Source organism: Streptomyces sp. NPDC003635 (assembly GCF_053587635.1).
Genome location: NZ_JBSFOK010000009.1, coordinates 203,037 through 220,911, shown reverse-complemented (window position 1 = coordinate 220,911; position 17,875 = coordinate 203,037). Strand labels below are relative to the sequence as shown.

Genomic DNA, 17,875 nt, shown 5'->3' with positions numbered 1-17,875 from the left:
ATGACCACGTCCGGAATCCAAACCCTCACGCCGGGTGTAAACACCGCGAGCGGCCACACCGCCCCCCCCGGCGCCGGGCGCGGACGCCGAGAGCGCAACCGTCCCGGCGCCGGGCGCCTCAGCCGCCACCGGCGAGCGCCCCTTCCGTATCGTCGCCGTCACCTCCTGCCCGACCGGCATCGCCCACACGTACATGGCGGCCGAGTCCCTCGAGAACGCCGGCCGCGCCGCGGGCGTCGAACTCGTCGTCGAGACCCAGGGCTCGGCCGGCTTCACCCGGCTCGACCCGGCGGTCGTCGCGGCGGCGGACGGCGTGATCTTCGCGCACGACGTGCCCGTACGGGACAAGGACCGCTTCGCGGGCAAGCCGACGGTCGACGTCGGCGTGAAGGCGGGCATCAACCGCCCCGCCGAACTCATCGCCCAGGTGCGCGAGAAGGCGGCGCGCGGGGAGGTGAGCGCGGGGGCGCCCGCTCGCACCGGCACGCCGGTGGAGCGCGCCGGTGAGCCCGGCGAGGGCTACGGCACCAAGCTCCGCAAGTGGCTGATGTCCGGCGTCAGCTACATGGTTCCGTTCGTCGCGGCGGGCGGTCTGCTGATCGCCCTCGGTTTCGCGATCGGTGGCTGGGAGATCAACAAGGCTCCCTCGGTGATGGAGCACTTCGACTGGACCCAGGTGGACAGCTGGGGCGCCCTGCTCTTCCAGATCGGCGGTGTCGCCTTCGGCTTCCTGGTCCCCGTCCTGGCCGGTTACATCGCCTACGGCATGGCGGACCGACCGGGCCTCGTGCCCGGCTTCGTCGGCGGCGCGATCTCGCTGACCATCAACGCGGGCTTCCTCGGCGGTCTGGCGGCCGGTCTCATCGCCGGTGGCGTGGTGATGGCGATCCAGCGGGTGCGGATCCCGCCGGTGCTGCGCGGCATCATGCCGGTGGTGGTGATCCCGCTGATCTCCACGCTGATCGTCGGCTTCCTGATGTTCGTGGTGATCGGCAAGCCCATCGCCGAGGCTCAGCAGGCCATGACGGACTGGCTCGACGGCCTCTCCGGGGCCAACGCCGTCCTGCTCGGCGCCCTGCTCGGCCTGATGATGTGCTTCGACCTCGGCGGCCCGGTCAACAAGGTCGCGTACGCCTTCGCCACGGCCGGTATCGCCGTCGCCGACCCCAGCGACTCCGCGATGAAGGTCATGGCCGCGGTGATGGCCGCCGGCATGGTCCCGCCGCTGGCGATGGCCCTGGCCACCACGGTCCGCGGCAAGCTCTTCACGCAGACCGAGCGCGAGAACGGCAAGGCCGCCTGGTTCCTCGGCGCCTCCTTCATCTCCGAGGGCGCCATCCCCTTCGCGGCGGCCGACCCACTGCGCGTCATCCCGGCCTCCATGGCGGGCGGGGCGGTCACCGGCGCGCTGTCCATGGCCTTCGACGCCACCCTGCGCGCCCCGCACGGCGGCATCTTCGTCGTCCCGCTGATCGGCAACCCGCTCCTCTACCTGGTCGCCATCGCGGTCGGCGTCTGCGTCACCACGGCCCTGGTCGTCGTACTGAAGGGCATGCGAAATCCGGCCCCGGGCGCCACACCCCCCGAGCCGGGCGCCGACCTGGCGGCCTCGGCGGCGGAGCCCAAGCAGCCGGTGGCGGCCTGAACATCACGGCCCTGAGTGCTCCGAGGCGCCCCTATTGGGGAGCTGTGAGTGGTTCACGGCACCTGCGAGATACATCACGGTCCGGGCCCAAAGTCCCGGACCGTGGTGTGTACTGGGGCGCATGCCTGAGCACGTCTCGATCTTCCAGCTGCTGGGCGTCGGTCTGCTCGCCCTGCTGACCGTCGCCTGGGTGATCGGGCTGGCCCGCGTCCTGCGCGCCAGCCGCCCCACCGCCGCCGCGTGGTCCCACGGCTCCGCCCTGCACGCCCTCCCGCAGCAGCGACAGGCGCCCCCGCTCCTGGAGTCGGTACAGCTCACCCCGGCCGAACAGGACGCGTTCGCGGGCCTGGTGCGCCGGCTCAGCGACGGCCGCTGAGCGCGGAGCGCGGCCTTCGCGCCGGGCGTGGCCACGGGAACCCGAGCACCGGCGCGCCACCACGCAGGCCGGCGCGCGCTACGACAGCTGCGCCGCCCGCCGCTCCATCGCGTCCCGGGCCGCGTCCTCGCTGACGTACACCTCGCACATGTGCCGCCCGTCCGGCGTGGCCGTGTGCTCGACCTCCCACAGGGAGATCTCCTCGCCGTCGCGCAGCAGGAAGGCGTGCTCGTAGAGCGAGAAGCACAACCCGGCGCGCCCCGCACGGCAGGGGCGCCCGAAGGCCTGCGTGATCTGGTGCGCGAAGGCCGTCGTCAGCAGCGCGGCGGTGTCCGAGTCCGGCCGGTCGGGGTTCTCCGCGCGGCGCAGGAGCCGGCGCGCGTGGTCGGCGGAGTCGTCCGGCACGTACGCGTGGCGCGGCGCGTGCACCGGCGACAACTGGACCGTCACCGGCAGCTCGAAGTCCGGCGCGTCCGGCGGCAGGGGCAGCCGCGCGGTGGCGGCGCGCAGCTCCTCCTCGTCGGCGTACACCTCGTGCTGCGGGGCGCTGCCCGGCGCGGTGTTGTGCACGAGCTCCCACAGGGTGAGCGCCGAGCCGTCGGCGAGCAGCCAGGTGTGCCGGTACGTCTCGCGGTGCCGGCCCGCGCTGTGGTGCGCGGAGTGCAGCGAGCTGTCGTGCGCGAGCGCGCAGTCGAGTCGCCCTATCACCTCGTCGGGCAGCTCGAAGGAGTTCAGGGCACGGCCGAGGAGTCGCGTGAGGTGCTCCTCCGGAGACTCCGGCGACTCATGGGATTCGTACGCTGCCGTCTCGTACGGAACGCTCAAGGCTTCTCCCGGCGTTGCTGCATGTCACCTTGTGGGTGCATACCGTAGCCCCTCGGTCGGACATCATGTCCGGGAACCGAGAAAACGTACGCACGTAAAACGCGCGGGCCGCGCGGATCGTTCCCGCGCGGCCTTACGCACCGTCAGAAGTGCCTGCTCAGGCGCCACTTCCCGCGGTCCACTCGCTCCACGGCATGTTCCATCCGTTGAGCCCGTTGTCCGGCGCAACCGACTTGTCGGGGGAGTTCTTGACGATCACCACGTCGCCGATCAGCGAGTTGTCGTAGAACCACTTCGCCGTCGTGTCGCCCTGCGCGCCCCGCACGTCCTGGAGTCCGACGCAGCCGTGGCTGGTCCCCTGCCGGCCGAAGGGCGGATTGCCCTTGTTGTACCAGTAGTTGCCGTGGAGGAAGGTCCCCGACGTCGTCAGCCGCATCGCGTGCGGCACGTCCGGGATGTCGTACGCGTCGGCGAGGTTCACCGTTCGGCTGTTCATCCGCGTCTGGACGAGCTTCTCGGAGATCACCATCTGCCCGTTGTACGTCGGGAACTCCGCGCTGCCCGCCGATATCGGCACCGACTTGAGCGTCTTGCCGTCCCGCGTGACCGTCATCGTCTGCGTGTCGACGTCGACCGTCGAGACCTGGGAACGTCCGATGGTGAAGGTCACGGTCTTCTTCTGCACCCCGTAGACGCCGTTCGCGCCCTCGACCCCGTCCAGGTCGATCTTCATCGTGACCTTGGAACCGGCCTTCCAGTACTCCTCGGGCCGGAAGTCGAGCCGCTGCCCCCCGAACCAGTGGCCGACGACCTCCTGCCCACTGCTCGACGTGACGGTGATGCCCGACTGCACGGCCTTCTTGTCGCTGATCGCCTTGTCGAAGGTGAACGACACCGGCATCCCGACGCCCACCGTCGTCCCGTTGTCCGGCGTGTACGTCCCGATGAAGCTGCTCTCCGGCGTGACCGTCGTGAAGCTCGACTCGGCCGCTGTGGTCTTCCCGTCCGCGTCCTTCGCCTTCGCCGATATCTCGTACCTCGTCCCGCGCTCCAGCTGCTCCTTCGGCTTCCAGCTCCCGCCGTTCGCCGAGATCGCCCCCGGAACGGGCTGCCCCGTCTCCGCCACCGTCATCTTCACGTCGGTGAGCTCGCCGCCGCTGACCTTCACGCCGGTCGAGTTGATCGACGCGCCCGACGAGCCGTCCTTCGCCGAGATCACGATCTTCGCGGCCGACGACTTGGCCGAGCCGCCGCCCCCCTTGTCGTCGTCGTTCTTGGCGTCGGCGCTCCCGCCACAAGCGGTGAGGGTGAGGGCGCCGACCATCAGGACGGCACAGGTCCCCAGTGCGCGCCGCGCTGCTTTGTTCGGCGTTGTCACAGTCTGCTCCAAGTTCGCGTGATGTGCGTGTTCCGATCCGGTGCGTGCAGATAGAGGGAATCCGCGACGGGTCGGGTTCCCTCCATTCGCCATGAACGCCATCACGTGACAGAACCGGGACATCCGGGAGCGGGGTGGGGTGAGGGTGGCGGGAGAGGCGGGTCGCGGGGGCGGGCGCGGCTCACGCTCTGACCGTGCAACCGACTTGGCGACTACGGTCGTTGGGTGCACCCGCAGCCCGCAGCCCGCAGCCCGCAGCCCGCAGCCCGCAGCCCGCACGCCACTCACATCCGCGCCCCGTTGTTCCGCGAGCCCGGGGCCGCCCGGCGTCTCGGGCCCCTCAAGACCGTCGGCCGACCCCGTACAACTCCCCGTACGACGACCACGCCCCGCCCGTCCCCTCCACCGACTCGGCGGCGCGCACCGCGCGCACGATCGCGCGGGTCACCACATCGGCGCCCGCGGCAAGGATGTCGTTCAGCGCGAGCGGGCTCGCGGCGTCGAGCGTGCGCGCCCCGGTCGCCAGCGCGAACACCGTGTCGCCGTCGTTGAGCAGGTGCACCGGCCGCACGGCGCGCGCGATGCCGTCGTGCGCCGTACCGGCCAGCTTCTGAGCCTGCGCCTTGGAGAGGTCCGCGTCGGTCGCGACGACGGCGAGCGTCGTGTTCAGCGGGGGAGGCGCGTTCTTCGCCGCGGTCTCGGCAAGCCGCCGGCGCGCCGCCTCATGAACGCGCGCCTCGGGATACTCCACGCGCCCCTGGTACAACTCCCCGTACAGCACGCCGGTTTCCGGATCCAGCGCGCTCCCCACCGCGTTCGCCACCACCAGGGCGCCGACGGTGACCCCCGAGTCGAGCAGCATGCTCGCCGTCCCGACCCCGCCCTTGAGCGCACCCAGCACCGCCCCCGTACCGGCGCCCACGCACCCTTGCCGTACAGGGGCGCCGGTGGCGCTCGCCGCGGCCTCCTCGACCGCCGCCCGCCCCGTCGCCGCGTCCGGCCTGGCCCGGAAGTCGCCGCCGCGCCCCAGGTCGAAGACGCACGCCGCGGGCACCACGGGCACGACATGCGCCGGATCCGGCCCGACGCGCACCCCGCGCCCCTGCTCCTCCAGCCAGGCCATCACACCGGAAGCCGCGTCCAGTCCGTACGCGCTGCCCCCGGTCAGGACGACCGCCTCGACCTTCTGCACCACGTTGCGCGGGTCGAGGGCGTCGGTCTCCTTGGTACCCGGCCCGCCGCCCCGCACATCGACCGCGGCGACGGCCCCGCCCTCCGGAGCGAGGACGACAGTGGTGCCGGTGAGCCAACCGTCGCCGGTCCGCGTGGCGTGTCCCACCCGCAGACCGGAAACGTCCGTCAATGCGTCAACTGTCATGGGGCCAGTGTCGTCCAGCCCGGCGCGCGCTCCGGCGACGTCAACCGGTCGGCGTCGCCGCCGAGGGCGCCGAAGGCTTGTCTCCCCGCGCGGTGCTGCGGGCCGTCAGCGTCGTCCCGGCCGCCACCGCCAGCGCCGAGACGATGCCCGCCGCGAGCACTGCCCAGTCGCCGAGGAAGGTGCAGGCGATGACGAGCAGGGCCGTCGTCGGCAGCACCAGCTGCTGCGCGATGCCCACCTTGAAGTGCCGCGAGTGCAGCGCCCAGACCGTGAGCAGGTACAGCGCCGTCGGCAGGGTCACCGCGGCCGACGCGGCCAGCGTGGAGATGTGCGCCTTGCCGACGGTCTGCTCGACGGCGACCTCCAGCCCGGCGCCGATCGCGGCCGCCGACGCGAAGATCAGGTAGTGGCCGTAGCCCCAGAGGAAGGACTGCCGGTTGGAGCGCAGATGGCCGTGGATCGGCACCACGAAGTAGATCCACCAGGCGGAGAAGATGATCAGGAGCCCGCCCGCGGCGATCGGCAGGAGCTCGCCCAGTGCCTCGTTCTCGTCGAGGGCGGTCTTCACGGCGACCGTGGCCGCGGCGATCGTCTCGCCGAGCACGATGATCGTGAACAGGCCGTACCGCTCGGCGATGTGGTGCGGGTGCCACGACGTCGCGTGGTCCTTCTCCGCGTACGCCGGAACGCACATCTCCAGGATCGCCATGACCAGGAACAGCCAGGGCCGGGCGCCCTCGGGCAGGATCACCAGTCCCAGCCAGCCGATCTGGCACAGGAACACCCCTCCCGCGTAGCGCAGGGCCGCGGTTCTCTCCGGCCCGGTCGTGGAGCGCGCCACGCGCAGCCACTGGGTCGTCATCGCCAGCCGCATGATCACGTAACCGAGCCAGACGGCCAGGAACTCGTGGTCCTCGAACGCCTTGGAGACCCCGGCCGCCAGGACGAGCACGCCGGCGATCTGCACCAGGGTGACGACGCGGTAGAGGACGTCGTCGTTGTCGTAGGCCGAGGCGAACCAGGTGAAGTTCATCCACGCCCACCAGATGGCGAAGAAGACCATCGCGTAGTTCAGGATGCCCTCGCCGGGGTGTGCCTCGGCCACCGAGTGCACGAGTTGCAGACCGGCCTGGGCGATGGCGACGACGAAGCACAGGTCGAAGAAGAGCTCGAGCGGGGTGGCGACTCGGTGCGTCTCGCCGCGGCCGCGGGATGTGAGCTTGCGCAGGGGGCCGCGGCTCACGGGTGCGCCGGACGAGGGGGACGAACTGGAGGTCATGGGTCCAAGCACAGCAGATAGGGGGCCGAAAATCTTGTGAAGCGATTCACAAGAGGTGCGGGGGTCCAAAGCCCCTTCGAAAAGGCCAGGTCAGCCGCCATGCCCGCCGATGAGCCCACGGACGGTCCGTGGCCGGGGCGCGGGCCGGGGCCGTACTCTTGAGGCATGGACACCGCCCCCGCCCCCGAGCCGCGCGAGCCGAAGGCCGCGCTGATCTTCGACGACCCCCTGGACCAGCAGTCCTCGGACGACACCGACCGCGGGTGGGGCGAGCGGCCGAGCGGGACGAGCGACAGCGCGGCCGACCTCAAGCGCTTCCTCGACGAGAAGCCGCCGCACCACATCTGAGCCCGCCGAGCCCGGCGCGCGCCCGTGCGCGGCGCACCTTCGAGCGTCGCTACGACTCGTTGCGCCCCGGTCCGCGCTGCGCGACCAGCTCGTCGCGGATCTCCTTGAGCACCTCCAGCTCGGTCACCTCGATGATCTCGTGGGTGCCTTCCTTCGCCTTCCGGCGGGCTTCCTGGCGGGCCAGGTACTTCGCCATCGGCAGCACCATCAGGAAGTAGACCACCGCCGCGGTGATCACGAAGGAGAGCGTCGCCCCGAGGACCGAGCCCCACAGGATCATGACGCCGCTCGTGACCGTGCCGTCCGCGGCCTTCTCGCACGGGCCCTTCAGACAGGAGCTGTAGCTGTCGAGGTTCTTGGTGCCGATCGCCCCGACGAGCGGGTTGATCACGCCCCTCACCACCGAGTTGACGATGTTGGTGAAGGCGGCGCCGATGACCACCGCTACTGCCAGGTCGACGACGTTGCCGCGCATCAGGAAGGCCTTGAAGCCGTCCAGGACGCTCGGTTCCTTCTTCTCGCTCACCTCGGGGACTCTCCTCGCACGCGCAAGTTGTGGAACGGACCGCTCCGCAACCTACGTCAGCGCTGGGCCATTCTGTCCAATCCGGTAGCTCGAAAGAGCGTCTTGACACCCAGTCACGCATAAGACGCAACACACGGTTCAGCACAGCGTCACCGCCAGTCGTGCCGTCGCGCTCGCGCCCACGAGACGAGCCGCGGTGGAGCGCGGCACAGCGAGCACGACGAGCGCGCCACTGTCGACCGCGTCGCCCAGCGCCTCGGGCACCTTCGTCACCCGCACGCCGCGGGCGACCACCTGAGCGTCGCCGCCCGTGGCCGTCTCCTCGGCCGCGACGACGTCGACCCGGTCGCCGGGCCGCAAGAGCCGTACCGTCGCCCCGTCGGCGATCCGCACCGGCGCCGTCACCATCTCGACGGCGCGCCGCTCGCGTACGTGCTCCGCCGGGGGACGTCCACGCGCCCGGTCGGTGTCCCGGGGGCCCGCCGCCACGAGCGCGGCCGCCGTGACCGCGAGTCCCGCGGCCACGGCCCGCCGTCGGTGCCGTACGAGCCGGCGCGGCCGGAACCGTTCGCCGCGCACCCGCACCGGAGCGAAGTGCGGCACCTCGCAGGTCGGGGGAGCGTCGGTGCCGAGCGGGCGCGGGGGGAGGAGAGAGGCGGACGCGGAGGAGAAGGAAGAGGGAGTAGGGGACGGACCGAAGGACATGGGGTGCCACCACCTGCCACGAGGGAACGGCTTGCGAGGCCCACGATGAGGCTTCGCGCCGACGCCCGTTGAGGCCGGTGGACGGCCGAGGGGTTGTGGACAACTCCCTCACCCGAAGGGGAGGTTCCGCCGTCCGCTCCGGTCCTGGCGCCCTACGGAAGCTCGAATCCCGGGTCCATCCCGCCGAGCGCGGAGGCGCACAGGCAGTCCCGCTCCTCGGTCGAGGGCAGCGCCGCCACGGCGTCGAACAGCACGCCCCGCAGCCGGTCCACGTTCGCCGCGAACACCCGCAGCACCTCGTCGTGGGAGACGCCCTCGCCGGTCTCGGCGCCCGCGTCCAGGTCGGTGACCAGGGTCATCGACGTGTAGCAGAGCTCGAGTTCGCGGGCGAGCGCCGCCTCGGGGTGACCGGTCATGCCCACCACGGACCAGCCCTGCGACTGGTGCCACAACGATTCGGCACGGGTGGAGAAGCGCGGCCCCTCGATCACGACCAGCGTGCCGCCGTCCACGGGCTCCCAGTCCTGGCCGCGCGCCGCCTTCAGCGCGGCGGCCCGGCCGGCCGGGCAGTAGGGGTCGGCCAGCGACACGTGCACCACGTTGGGCACGGCGCCGCCGGGCAGGGGCGTCCCGTCGAAGTACGTGCCCGCGCGGGACTTCGTACGGTCGACCAGCTGATCGGGCACGAGGAGCGTGCCCGGCCCGTACTCGGCCCGCAGGCCGCCGACCGCGCACGGGCCGAGGACCTGGCGCACCCCCACCGAACGCAGCGCCCACAGATTGGCCCGGTAGTTGATCCGGTGCGGCGGCAGATGGTGGCCCCGTCCGTGCCGGGGCAGGAAGGCGACCCGGCGGCCGGCGATCTCGCCCAGGAAGAGGGAGTCGCTGGGCGGGCCGTACGGGGTGGCCACCTGGATCTCGGTCACGTCGTCGAGGAACGAGTAGAACCCGGAGCCGCCGATTACACCGATCTCTGCGTTCGCCATGCGGTCACCCTAACTGGCGGCCCATCGCCGCAGAGAGGGGCTGCGGGAAACGTCGAGAACCCCGCCGTCCTGCGACGGCGGGGTCCCGGAAGCGAAGTGCTACGCGGCGGAGCTGCTGCTGGTCGAGGTGCCCGAGCTCGACGGCTTCGAGTCCGAGGACGACGAGGAGGAGGACGTCGTGGAGGACGTCGACGACTTCGACGACGACGCCGGCGAGCTGCTCGACGAGGAGCCGCGGCTGTCATTGCGGTAGAAGCCGGAGCCCTTGAAGACGATGCCTACGGCGGAGAACACCTTCTTCAGGCGGCCACCGCAGTTGGGGCACTCGGTCAGGGCGTCGTCGGTGAACTTCTGCACCGCCTCGAGGCCCTCGCCGCACTCGGTGCACTGGTACTGGTAGGTCGGCACTGTCTTCCTCCTGGCACTCTCACTCAATGAGTGCTAACGACGGTCCATAGTGACGTATTCCTCGGGATCAGTCCACCGTCACCGGCGTGCGGTGACCGACGCCACGTGCGACGGTACGGCTGCGGGGGCGCGCCGCCAGCCGCGAACGCAGCGCCAGGAGCGTGGCGAGGGCGAGCAGCGTGCCGCCCATCGGCACCAGGAATCCGGCACCGTCCCAGAAGCGGTCCTCCAGCTGTCCGGCGACCGTGACGGCGGCCGCCTGGCCGAGCGCCACCGCGCCGGTCAGCCAGGTGAAGGCCTCGGTGCGCGCCCCGGCCGGGACCAGGCCCTCCACCAGCGTGTAGCCGGTGATCAGGGCGGGGGCGATGCACATGCCGACGAGGAGGCCGAGGCCCGCCAGGACCAGCACCGAGTGCGCGGCCCACAGTCCGGACGCGGCCAGCGCGAGCGCGGCGTAGCCGACGACGAGGCGCTGCTGCGGGGCGATCTTCCACGCGATGGCGCCGCAGGCGATGCCGGAGATCATGTTGCCGGCGGCGAAGACGCCGTAGAGGACGCCGTTGAGACCGGGTTCGCCGATCGACTCGGTGAACGCCGCCAGCGACACCTGCATGCCGCCGAAGACGGAGCCGATGCCGAGGAACGTCACGATCAGCACGCGCACGCCGGGGACGCGCAGCGCGGAAGCGTGCTTCACGCGTGCGTGGCCGTCGACGGCGACGGAGGGCTGCGTGCTCTTCTGCGCGGCGAACAGCAGACCGCCGACCAGCGTCAGCGCGGCCTCCGTGACCAGGCCGGCGGCCGGGTCGACGGCCGTGCACAGCGCGGTGGCGAGCAGCGGGCCGACGACGAAGGTCAGCTCGTCGGTGACGGACTCGAAGGCCGCGGCGGTGGTCATCAGGGGTGAGTTCTGGAGCTTCACGCCCCAGCGGGCGCGGACCATCGGGCCGACCTGCGGAACCGAGGCGCCCGTGGGCACGGCCGCCACGAACAGCGCCCACAAGGGCGCGTCGGCGAGGGCGAGCGCCGTCAGCGTCAGACCCGCCAGCGTGTGCACCAGCACACCGGGGATCAGGACGGCGCGCTGCCCGTACCGGTCGGCGAGGCGCCCGCTGTAGGGCGCGAACAGCGCCATGGAGACGCCGGTGACGGCCGCCGCGGCGCCCGCGGCGCCGTACGAGCCGGTGGTGTGCTGCACGAGCAGCACGATGGAGATCGTGAGCATCGCGAACGGCTGACGCGCCGCGAAGCCGGGGAGCAGGAACGTCCAGGCGCCGCGGGTGCGCAGCAGCTGTCCGTATCCCGGGCGGGAGGAGGCCGACGGGGTGGTCGACGGCTCGGTGGTGACCGTGGATTCCACGGCCCGTGCCTTTCTGCCGCCTGGTAGCGCGGCCCCGGCAGATGGTGGGCGGCGCCGAGAGCTGTCCTCTTGCGCGGAACTGCGGTAGATACCGGCGCCCACTGTGGAGGGCGTCGCGGCCGCCATACGGTCGCGCCAGCTCTGCGTCAGGCAGAGTTGGTTCGATCAAGGTGCGCCTTCATCGTACAGGGATCAAGGGCATGTGCACCTGTGAAAACGAGCACCATCGCGGCGGGGTGCCTGTGAATGAAGGGGGCGTGAACAGTGCGAAACACGCCCTTAACGGTCGGGTGCGCCCCGGTGCGAGCCGTGCACCACCGAGGACGCGCCGTGCACACCCCCGGTCAGCGCCGCCCGCCCGGGCTCCCGCCCCTGTTCCTGCCTTCGCCGCGCGGGTCCGCGTCCGCCCCCAGCCACCCGGCCAGCTTGCCCCCGCGCCCCACGGCCCGCAGCCGCCGCTCGGCGGCGTCCCGCACCGGATCGGTGGCGACCACGAGCAGCTCGTCCCCGCGTCGCAGCACCGTCGTCGGCAGCGGCACGAACGATGTGCCCTCCCGCACGACCAGGGTGACGGCGGCGCCGGAGGGCAGGCGCAGCTCGTTGATCTCGACGCCGTGCATCTTCGAGCCCGCGGGGATCACCACCGACAGCAGGTGCCCCCGCAACCGCTCCAGCGGGGCCGACTCGATGCCGAGGTCGGCGGCGGCCTCCGCGTCCTCGCCCAGCCGCAGCTTGCGGGCGAGCCAGGGCAGGGTCGGGCCCTGGACGAGGGTGTAGACGACGACCAGGACGAAGACGACGTTGAAGATGCGGCGGCTGTCCTCGACCCCGCCGACCATCGGGATCGTCGCCAGGATGATGGGGACCGCGCCACGCAGGCCGGCCCAGGACATCAGCGCCTGCTCCTGCCACGGCACCCGGAACGGGGTGAGGCAGAGCGTGACGCTGAGCGGGCGCGCGATCATCGTCAGCACCAGGCCGATGAGGAGCGCGGGCAGGATGTCGTCACCCAGCTCGTGCGGGGTGACCAGGAGCCCGAGCAGGACGAACATGCCGATCTGGGCCAGCCAGCCGAGGCCGTCGGCGAACCCGCGCGTGGCCGGCCAGTGGGGCAGCCGCGCGTTGCCCATCACCATCGAGGCGAGGTAGACCGCGAGGAAACCGCTGCCGTGGGCGATGGCGCCCGCCGCGTACGCCACGACGGCGATCGCCATCACGGCGATCGGGTAGAGGCCGGAGGCGGGCAGCGCGACGTGCCTGAGGCCCCAGGAGCCGAGCAGGCCCACCGTGATGCCGATGGCGGCGCCGATGGCGAGCTCCAGCACTATCTCGCCGACCAGCACGTACCAGTGCTCGATGGGACCGGCGTGCGAGAAGGCGACGACGAGGATGACCACGGGTGCGTCGTTGAAGCCGGACTCCGCCTCCAAGGTGCCCGTCACGCGCGCGGGGAGAGGGATCTTCCGCAACACGGAGAAGACCGCGGCCGCGTCCGTCGAGGAGACGACGGCTCCGATGATGAGCGCCTGACGCCATTCGAGGCCGGTCAGGTAGTGCGCGGCGGTCGCGGTGACGCCCACGCTCACCGCGACGCCCACGAGCGCCAGCGCTGTGGCGGAAGGAAGGGCCGGTTTGATCTCTGTCCACTTGGTGCCCAGACCACCCTCGGCGAGGATCACGACCAGGGCCGCGTACCCGATGACCTGCGTCAGCTCGGCATTGTCGAACTTGATGTCGCCAATGCCGTCCTGTCCCATGAGGACGCCGATGCCCAGGTACACGAGCAGGCTGGGGAGCCCGCTGCGCGAGGAGATCCGGACCGCTGCGACGGCGACGAGCAGGACGAGCGAGCAGACGAGCAGGAGCTGGTTGAGGTCGTGGACAGACAGCGGCCGTTCCCTTCCCTGGCTCACGGGCACGCGCGCGTGAGTCACGTACATAGGACACGAAGTGGCAGAACTCCGCACCCAACTACTTCGTTACCTTACCTAACTCTTGACGATTTCTTGACGCTTCGCCGGGCATGATCGAACGCTCGTGCGCGCTGGTTCCCCACTCCGCGTCAAGTGGCACGGGGCCCTGCGCCTATGGTTGCTCCAGCGCTCATTCAAAGTCACAGCCCCGCCTGCCGCTCGCGTTAGGACAGCAAGGACAGCGATGCCCCCCAACACCACCGCCTCTACGGGTCAGCAGCCCCGCAAGTCCGGCAGGAAGAAGGGGCGCAGAGCCCGTCTGATCGTCCTCGTCCTCGTGCTGGCCATGATCGGAGGCGTCGCGTACGGGGCGTACTGGTCCATCAGTACCGTGCGCGCCTCGTTCCCGCAGACCAAGGGCTCGATCACGCTGGACGGCCTGTCGGGTCCGGTCGACGTGAAGCGGGACGGCTACGGCATCCCGCAGATCTACGCCTCGTCCGACGAGGACCTGTTCATGGCGCAGGGCTACGTCCAGGCGCAGGACCGGTTCTACGAGATGGACGTGCGCCGTCACATGACCTCCGGGCGCCTGTCGGAGATGTTCGGCGAGAGCCAGGTCGACAACGACGAGTTCCTGCGCACCCTGGGCTGGGACCGGATCGCGAAGGAGGAGTACGACAGCAAGCTGTCGGACGCCACCAAGTCGTACCTCCAGGCCTACGCGAAGGGGGTCAACGCCTACCTGCAGGGCAAGGAGGGCGAGGAGCTCTCGCTGGAGTACACCGCCCTCGGCTTCGTCAACGACTACAAGCCCGCGGAGTGGACCCCGGTCGACTCCGTCTCGTGGCTGAAGGCGATGGCCTGGGACCTGCGCGGCAACATGGAGGACGAGATCGACCGGGCGCTGATGACCAGCCGCCTGGGCCCGAAGCAGATCGAGGACCTCTACCCGCAGTACCCCTACGACCGCAACAAGGCGATCGTCCAGGAGGGGCAGTACGACGAGCTGACAGGGACGTACGAGCAGGGCGACGGAACCTCCACGAACGGAACCTCCACCGGCGGCACCTCCACCGGCGGCACCTCCACGGCCGGTACGTCCGCCGGGGGCACCTCCACGGGCACGAGTGGCACCACGGGCCTGCAGAGCCAGCTCTCCGGCCTCTACGGCGTCCTGGAGGACCTGCCGACGGCCGTCGGCGTGAACGGCAACGGCATCGGCTCCAACTCCTGGGTCGTGTCCGGCGACCACACCATCACCGGCCGGCCCCTGCTGGCCAACGACCCGCACCTGTCGGCGTCGCTGCCGTCCGTCTGGTACCAGATGGGCCTGCACTGCCGCAGCCTCTCCGACAAGTGCCAGTACGACGTCTCGGGCTACACGTTCGCCGGTATGCCCGGTGTGATCATCGGTCACAACAAGAACATCTCCTGGGGCATGACCAACTCCGGCGTCGACGTCACGGACCTCTACCTGGAGAAGCTCACCGGCGACGGCTACCTGTACGACGGCAAGGTCAAGCCGTTCACCACGCGCGAGGAGACCATCCAGGTCGCCGGCGGCGAGTCCAAGAAGATCGTCGTCCGCGAGACGAACAACGGCCCGCTGCTCTCCGACCGCAGCGACGAGCTGGTGAAGGTCGGCAAGAAGGCCGAGGTCGACGCCTCCGCGCCCGACCGCGGCGACGGCTACGGCATCTCCCTGCGCTGGACCGCCCTGGACGCGGGCACCTCCATGGACGCCGTCTTCGCCATGAACAAGGCCGCGAACTGGGACGACTTCCGCTCCGCCGCCGCCCTGTTCGACGTGCCCTCGCAGAACCTGGTCTACGCCGACACCGAGGGCCACATCGGCTACACCCTGCCCGGAAAGATCCCCACGCGCGCGGAGGGCGTCGACGGCACGATCCCGCAGCCCGGCTGGGCCTCCAAGTACCGCTGGACCGGCTACATCCCGCAGGACGAGCTGCCCTCCGAGTTCGACCCCGCGCGCGGGTACATCGTCACCGCCAACCAGGCCGTGATCGACAAGGACAAGTACCCCTACACGCTCACCGAGGACTGGGGCTACGGCACGCGCAGCCAGCGCATCACCGACCTGATCAGGTCGAAGATCGACGACGGCGGCAAGATCTCCACCGACGACATGCGCCAGATGCAGCTGGACAACAGCAGCGAGATCGCCAAGCTGCTGGTGCCGAAGCTGCTGAAGATCGACATCGACGACAAGCACGTCCGCGAGGCCCAGAAGCTCCTGGAGGGCTGGGACTACACCCAGGACGCCGACTCGGCGGCCGCCGCCTACTTCAACTCGGTCTGGCGCAACATCCTCAAGCTCTCCTTCGGCAACAAGCTGCCCAAGGAGCTGCGGGTCAAGGGCCAGTGCCTGTGGGTCGACCCGGTGAACACCACCGGGCCCGCGGACGAGACCGAGAAGGTCCGCGAGTGCGGTCAGCGCGACGCCGACCAGGCCCAGCCGGACGGCGGCGACCGCTGGTTCGAGGTCGTGCGGGGCCTCATGGACGACGAGGACAGCGACTGGTGGAAGACGCCCAAGTCGGGCACCCGCCCCGCGGCAGACAACCGTGACGAGCTGTTCGAGCGGGCCATGATCGACGCCCGCTGGGAGCTGACCGCCAAGCTCGGCAAGGACATCGACACCTGGAGCTGGGGCCGGCTGCACCGCCTGTTCCTGAAGAACCAGACCCTCGGCACCGACGGTCCCGGTTTCCTGCAGTACGTCCTCAACCGCGGCCCCTGGAGGCTCAGCGGCGGCGAGGCGACGGTCAACGCCACCGGCTGGAACGCCGCCGGAGGCTACGGCGTCATCTGGGTGCCGTCGATGCGGATGGTGGTCAACCTCGGCGACCTCGACAAGTCGAAGTGGATCAACCTCACCGGCGCCTCCGGGCACGCCTACAACGCCCACTACACCGACCAGACGGACAAGTGGGCCGACGGCGAGTTGCTGGACTGGTCCTTCTCCAAGAACGCGGTAGAGAAGAGCACGAGCGACACGTTGGTGCTCAAACCGTGAGCCACTGACGGCGACCAACAGCGTCAAGGGGCCCTCCACGCGGGTGTGGAGGGCCCCTTCGTTCGTGCGGGGGAGCGGCGGCGAGGACGGCTCAGGTCGCGGGCAGGCGTCGTACGCCCGACGGCGTCACCACCGCGTGCACCGGTCGGTCGTGCGCCTCCGCCGGGACGCGCGCGACGACCTCCGTGTCGTAGAGCAGCACCACCAGGGCCGGACGGGCGTCCGCGCGCTCCAGGCGCGCGAGCACGCGGTCGTACGAGCCCCCGCCGCGCCCCAGCCGCATGCCGCGCGCGTCGACCGCGAGGCCGGGCAGCAGCACGACGTCCGCCGTGGTCACCGCGTCCGGGCCGAGGCGTTCGCCGGCCGGCTCGAAGAGGGCCATTTTGCCGCCGTGTTGAACCCGCGCGAGGGAGTCCTCGCCGGTGTACGCGCCCCAGTCGAGGTCGTTGTCGGGCAGGAGCGCGGGGAGCAGGACGTGCACGCCCCGCGTGCGCAGCGCCTCCAGCAGCGCGAGCGTGCCCGGTTCGCTCCCCACCGAGACGTACGCTGCCACCGTGCGCGCACGCGCCAGCTCGGGCAGGTCGAGCGCGCGCGCCGCGAGCGCGAGCGATGCCTCCCGCACGTCATCGGCCGTCAACCTGCTTCTCACCGAGAGGAACTCTCGCCGCAACATTCGCTTGTCAGGCTCGGCCGGACGTCCGATGTGTCCCACTGGTCGTACCCGTACCCTTTCAATACGCTCATATGAGAGCCAATTAACCGGAGCCACAGATTCCCTACAAAGGCACCGGATAAGGTTGCGGGCATGACTCAGTCGCACCCTCGGATCAGCAAGGCTGTCATTCCCGCAGCAGGCCTCGGCACCCGGTTCCTGCCGGCCACCAAAGCCACTCCCAAGGAGATGCTGCCGGTCGTCGACAAGCCGGCGATCCAGTACGTGGTCGAGGAGGCCGTGTCCGCGGGCCTCGACGACGTCCTCATGATCACGGGCCGTAACAAGCGCCCCCTCGAGGACCACTTCGACCGCAACTACGAGCTCGAATCCGCGCTCGAGAAGAAGGGCGACGCCGAACGGCTCGCCAAGGTGCAGGAGTCCAGCGACCTCGCCACCATGCACTACGTGCGCCAGGGCGACCCCAAGGGCCTCGGTCACGCGGTGCTGTGCGCGGCCCCGCACGTCGGTCACGAGCCCTTCGCCGTCCTCCTCGGCGACGACCTCATCGACCCGCGCGACCCGCTCCTCAAGCACATGGTCGAGGTCCAGGAGCAGCACGGCGGCAGCGTCATCGCGCTCATGGAGGTCGCTCCCGAGCAGATCCACCTCTACGGCTGCGCGGCGGTCGAGGCCACCGAGGACGGCGATGTCGTCAAGGTGACCGGCCTGGTCGAGAAGCCCGACGCCGCCGACGCCCCGTCGAACTACGCGATCATCGGCCGCTACGTCCTCGACCCGCACATCTTCGACATACTGCGCAAGACCGAGCCCGGTCGCGGCGGCGAGATCCAGCTCACCGACGCCCTCCAGCAGCTCGCCGCGGACGAGAAGGTCGGCGGCCCGGTGCACGGCGTCGTCTTCAAGGGCCGCCGCTATGACACCGGCGACCGTGGCGACTACCTGCGTGCCATTGTCAGACTCGCATGCGAACGTGAAGACCTGGGCCCGGACTTCCGGACCTGGCTTCGCAGTTACGTAGCCGAGGAGATGTAG

General features: G+C 70.6%; 15 protein-coding genes and 1 pseudogene. 5 read left to right on the top strand and 11 right to left on the bottom strand.

Translation table 11 applies throughout. The annotated features are described in order from the left end of the window. Nucleotides 1-64: 64 nt before the first annotated feature. Nucleotides 65-1,645, top strand: a pseudogene (locus ACWDRW_RS12145) (PTS fructose transporter subunit IIC); the annotation flags it as partial. A gap of 121 nt (nt 1,646-1,766) precedes the next feature. Next, entirely contained in the window at nt 1,767-2,021 is a 255-nt protein-coding gene (locus ACWDRW_RS12140) for a hypothetical protein (RefSeq protein WP_451722399.1), read from the top strand. Nucleotides 2,022-2,099: 78 nt separating this feature from the next. Here the strand turns inward: ACWDRW_RS12140 and ACWDRW_RS12135 are convergent, their stop codons facing one another. The 4 genes from ACWDRW_RS12135 to ACWDRW_RS12120 form a co-directional block, all read right to left on the bottom strand. Then, nucleotides 2,100-2,846, bottom strand: coding sequence for a DUF6227 family protein (locus ACWDRW_RS12135; protein ID WP_451722398.1), 747 nt, complete (start codon nt 2,844-2,846; stop codon nt 2,100-2,102). 157 nt (nt 2,847-3,003) lie between these two features. Next, the gene (locus ACWDRW_RS12130; protein ID WP_451722396.1) at nt 3,004-4,224 is read right to left on the bottom strand and encodes a L,D-transpeptidase; all 1,221 of its coding nucleotides are present in this window, start codon (nt 4,222-4,224) and stop codon (nt 3,004-3,006) included. A gap of 340 nt (nt 4,225-4,564) precedes the next feature. After that, nucleotides 4,565-5,602 (bottom strand): P1 family peptidase, encoded by a 1,038-nt coding sequence (locus ACWDRW_RS12125; protein WP_451722395.1) that lies wholly within the window; start codon nt 5,600-5,602, stop codon nt 4,565-4,567. Between the two features lie 40 nt (nt 5,603-5,642). Beyond that, nucleotides 5,643-6,881, bottom strand: coding sequence for a low temperature requirement protein A (locus ACWDRW_RS12120; protein ID WP_451722393.1), 1,239 nt, complete (start codon nt 6,879-6,881; stop codon nt 5,643-5,645). Nucleotides 6,882-7,046: 165 nt separating this feature from the next. On the opposite strand from ACWDRW_RS12120, the gene ACWDRW_RS12115 reads away from it, so the two are divergent. Then, complete coding sequence (locus tag ACWDRW_RS12115) at nt 7,047-7,229, top strand: hypothetical protein (protein WP_451722391.1); 183 nt, start codon at nt 7,047-7,049, stop codon at nt 7,227-7,229. A 49-nt stretch (nt 7,230-7,278) separates the two neighbouring features. Here the strand turns inward: ACWDRW_RS12115 and mscL are convergent, their stop codons facing one another. The 6 genes from mscL to ACWDRW_RS12085 form a co-directional block, all read right to left on the bottom strand. After that, the gene (gene mscL / locus ACWDRW_RS12110) at nt 7,279-7,755 is read right to left on the bottom strand and encodes a large conductance mechanosensitive channel protein MscL (protein ID WP_451722389.1); all 477 of its coding nucleotides are present in this window, start codon (nt 7,753-7,755) and stop codon (nt 7,279-7,281) included. A gap of 138 nt (nt 7,756-7,893) precedes the next feature. Further along, complete coding sequence (locus ACWDRW_RS12105; protein WP_451722388.1) at nt 7,894-8,460, bottom strand: hypothetical protein; 567 nt, start codon at nt 8,458-8,460, stop codon at nt 7,894-7,896. A 152-nt stretch (nt 8,461-8,612) separates the two neighbouring features. Continuing rightward, nucleotides 8,613-9,446 (bottom strand): S-methyl-5'-thioadenosine phosphorylase, encoded by an 834-nt coding sequence (locus tag ACWDRW_RS12100; RefSeq protein ID WP_451722387.1) that lies wholly within the window; start codon nt 9,444-9,446, stop codon nt 8,613-8,615. Between the two features lie 99 nt (nt 9,447-9,545). Then, complete coding sequence (locus ACWDRW_RS12095; RefSeq protein ID WP_451722386.1) at nt 9,546-9,854, bottom strand: FmdB family zinc ribbon protein; 309 nt, start codon at nt 9,852-9,854, stop codon at nt 9,546-9,548. Between the two features lie 67 nt (nt 9,855-9,921). Then, nucleotides 9,922-11,214 carry an MFS transporter gene (locus ACWDRW_RS12090; RefSeq protein WP_451722385.1) on the bottom strand — a complete coding sequence of 431 codons (1,293 nt, stop codon included), beginning with the start codon at nt 11,212-11,214 and terminating at the stop codon, nt 9,922-9,924. Nucleotides 11,215-11,558: 344 nt separating this feature from the next. After that, a complete protein-coding gene (locus tag ACWDRW_RS12085; RefSeq protein WP_451722384.1) occupies nt 11,559-13,154 on the bottom strand; it encodes a potassium/proton antiporter in 1,596 nt (531 codons plus the stop codon). A gap of 217 nt (nt 13,155-13,371) precedes the next feature. Between ACWDRW_RS12085 and ACWDRW_RS12080 the strand changes: the two genes are divergently transcribed. Beyond that, nucleotides 13,372-16,167, top strand: a complete 2,796-nt coding sequence (locus ACWDRW_RS12080) for a penicillin acylase family protein (RefSeq protein ID WP_451722383.1) — start codon at nt 13,372-13,374, stop codon at nt 16,165-16,167. A gap of 91 nt (nt 16,168-16,258) precedes the next feature. Here the strand turns inward: ACWDRW_RS12080 and ACWDRW_RS12075 are convergent, their stop codons facing one another. Next, entirely contained in the window at nt 16,259-16,840 is a 582-nt protein-coding gene (locus tag ACWDRW_RS12075) for a 5-formyltetrahydrofolate cyclo-ligase (protein ID WP_451722382.1), read from the bottom strand. 132 nt (nt 16,841-16,972) lie between these two features. Here ACWDRW_RS12075 and galU point away from each other — a divergent pair, with 132 nt between their 5' ends. Beyond that, nucleotides 16,973-17,875: a UTP--glucose-1-phosphate uridylyltransferase GalU gene (gene galU, locus ACWDRW_RS12070; RefSeq protein ID WP_451722381.1), complete on the top strand. Its 903-nt coding sequence runs from the start codon at nt 16,973-16,975 to the stop codon at nt 17,873-17,875.

Coding starts and splice junctions, on each gene's coding strand:
- ACWDRW_RS12140 (WP_451722399.1), top strand. CDS start 1,767: ATGCCTGAGCACGTCTCGATCTTCCAGCTGCTGGGCGTCGGTCTGCTC.
- ACWDRW_RS12125 (WP_451722395.1), bottom strand. CDS start 5,602: ATGACAGTTGACGCATTGACGGACGTTTCCGGTCTGCGGGTGGGACAC.
- ACWDRW_RS12120 (WP_451722393.1), bottom strand. CDS start 6,881: ATGACCTCCAGTTCGTCCCCCTCGTCCGGCGCACCCGTGAGCCGCGGC.
- ACWDRW_RS12115 (WP_451722391.1), top strand. CDS start 7,047: ATGGACACCGCCCCCGCCCCCGAGCCGCGCGAGCCGAAGGCCGCGCTG.
- ACWDRW_RS12105 (WP_451722388.1), bottom strand. CDS start 8,460: ATGTCCTTCGGTCCGTCCCCTACTCCCTCTTCCTTCTCCTCCGCGTCC.
- ACWDRW_RS12100 (WP_451722387.1), bottom strand. CDS start 9,446: ATGGCGAACGCAGAGATCGGTGTAATCGGCGGCTCCGGGTTCTACTCG.
- ACWDRW_RS12085 (WP_451722384.1), bottom strand. CDS start 13,154: ATGTACGTGACTCACGCGCGCGTGCCCGTGAGCCAGGGAAGGGAACGG.
- ACWDRW_RS12080 (WP_451722383.1), top strand. CDS start 13,372: ATGCCCCCCAACACCACCGCCTCTACGGGTCAGCAGCCCCGCAAGTCC.
- ACWDRW_RS12075 (WP_451722382.1), bottom strand. CDS start 16,840: ATGTTGCGGCGAGAGTTCCTCTCGGTGAGAAGCAGGTTGACGGCCGAT.
- galU (WP_451722381.1), top strand. CDS start 16,973: ATGACTCAGTCGCACCCTCGGATCAGCAAGGCTGTCATTCCCGCAGCA.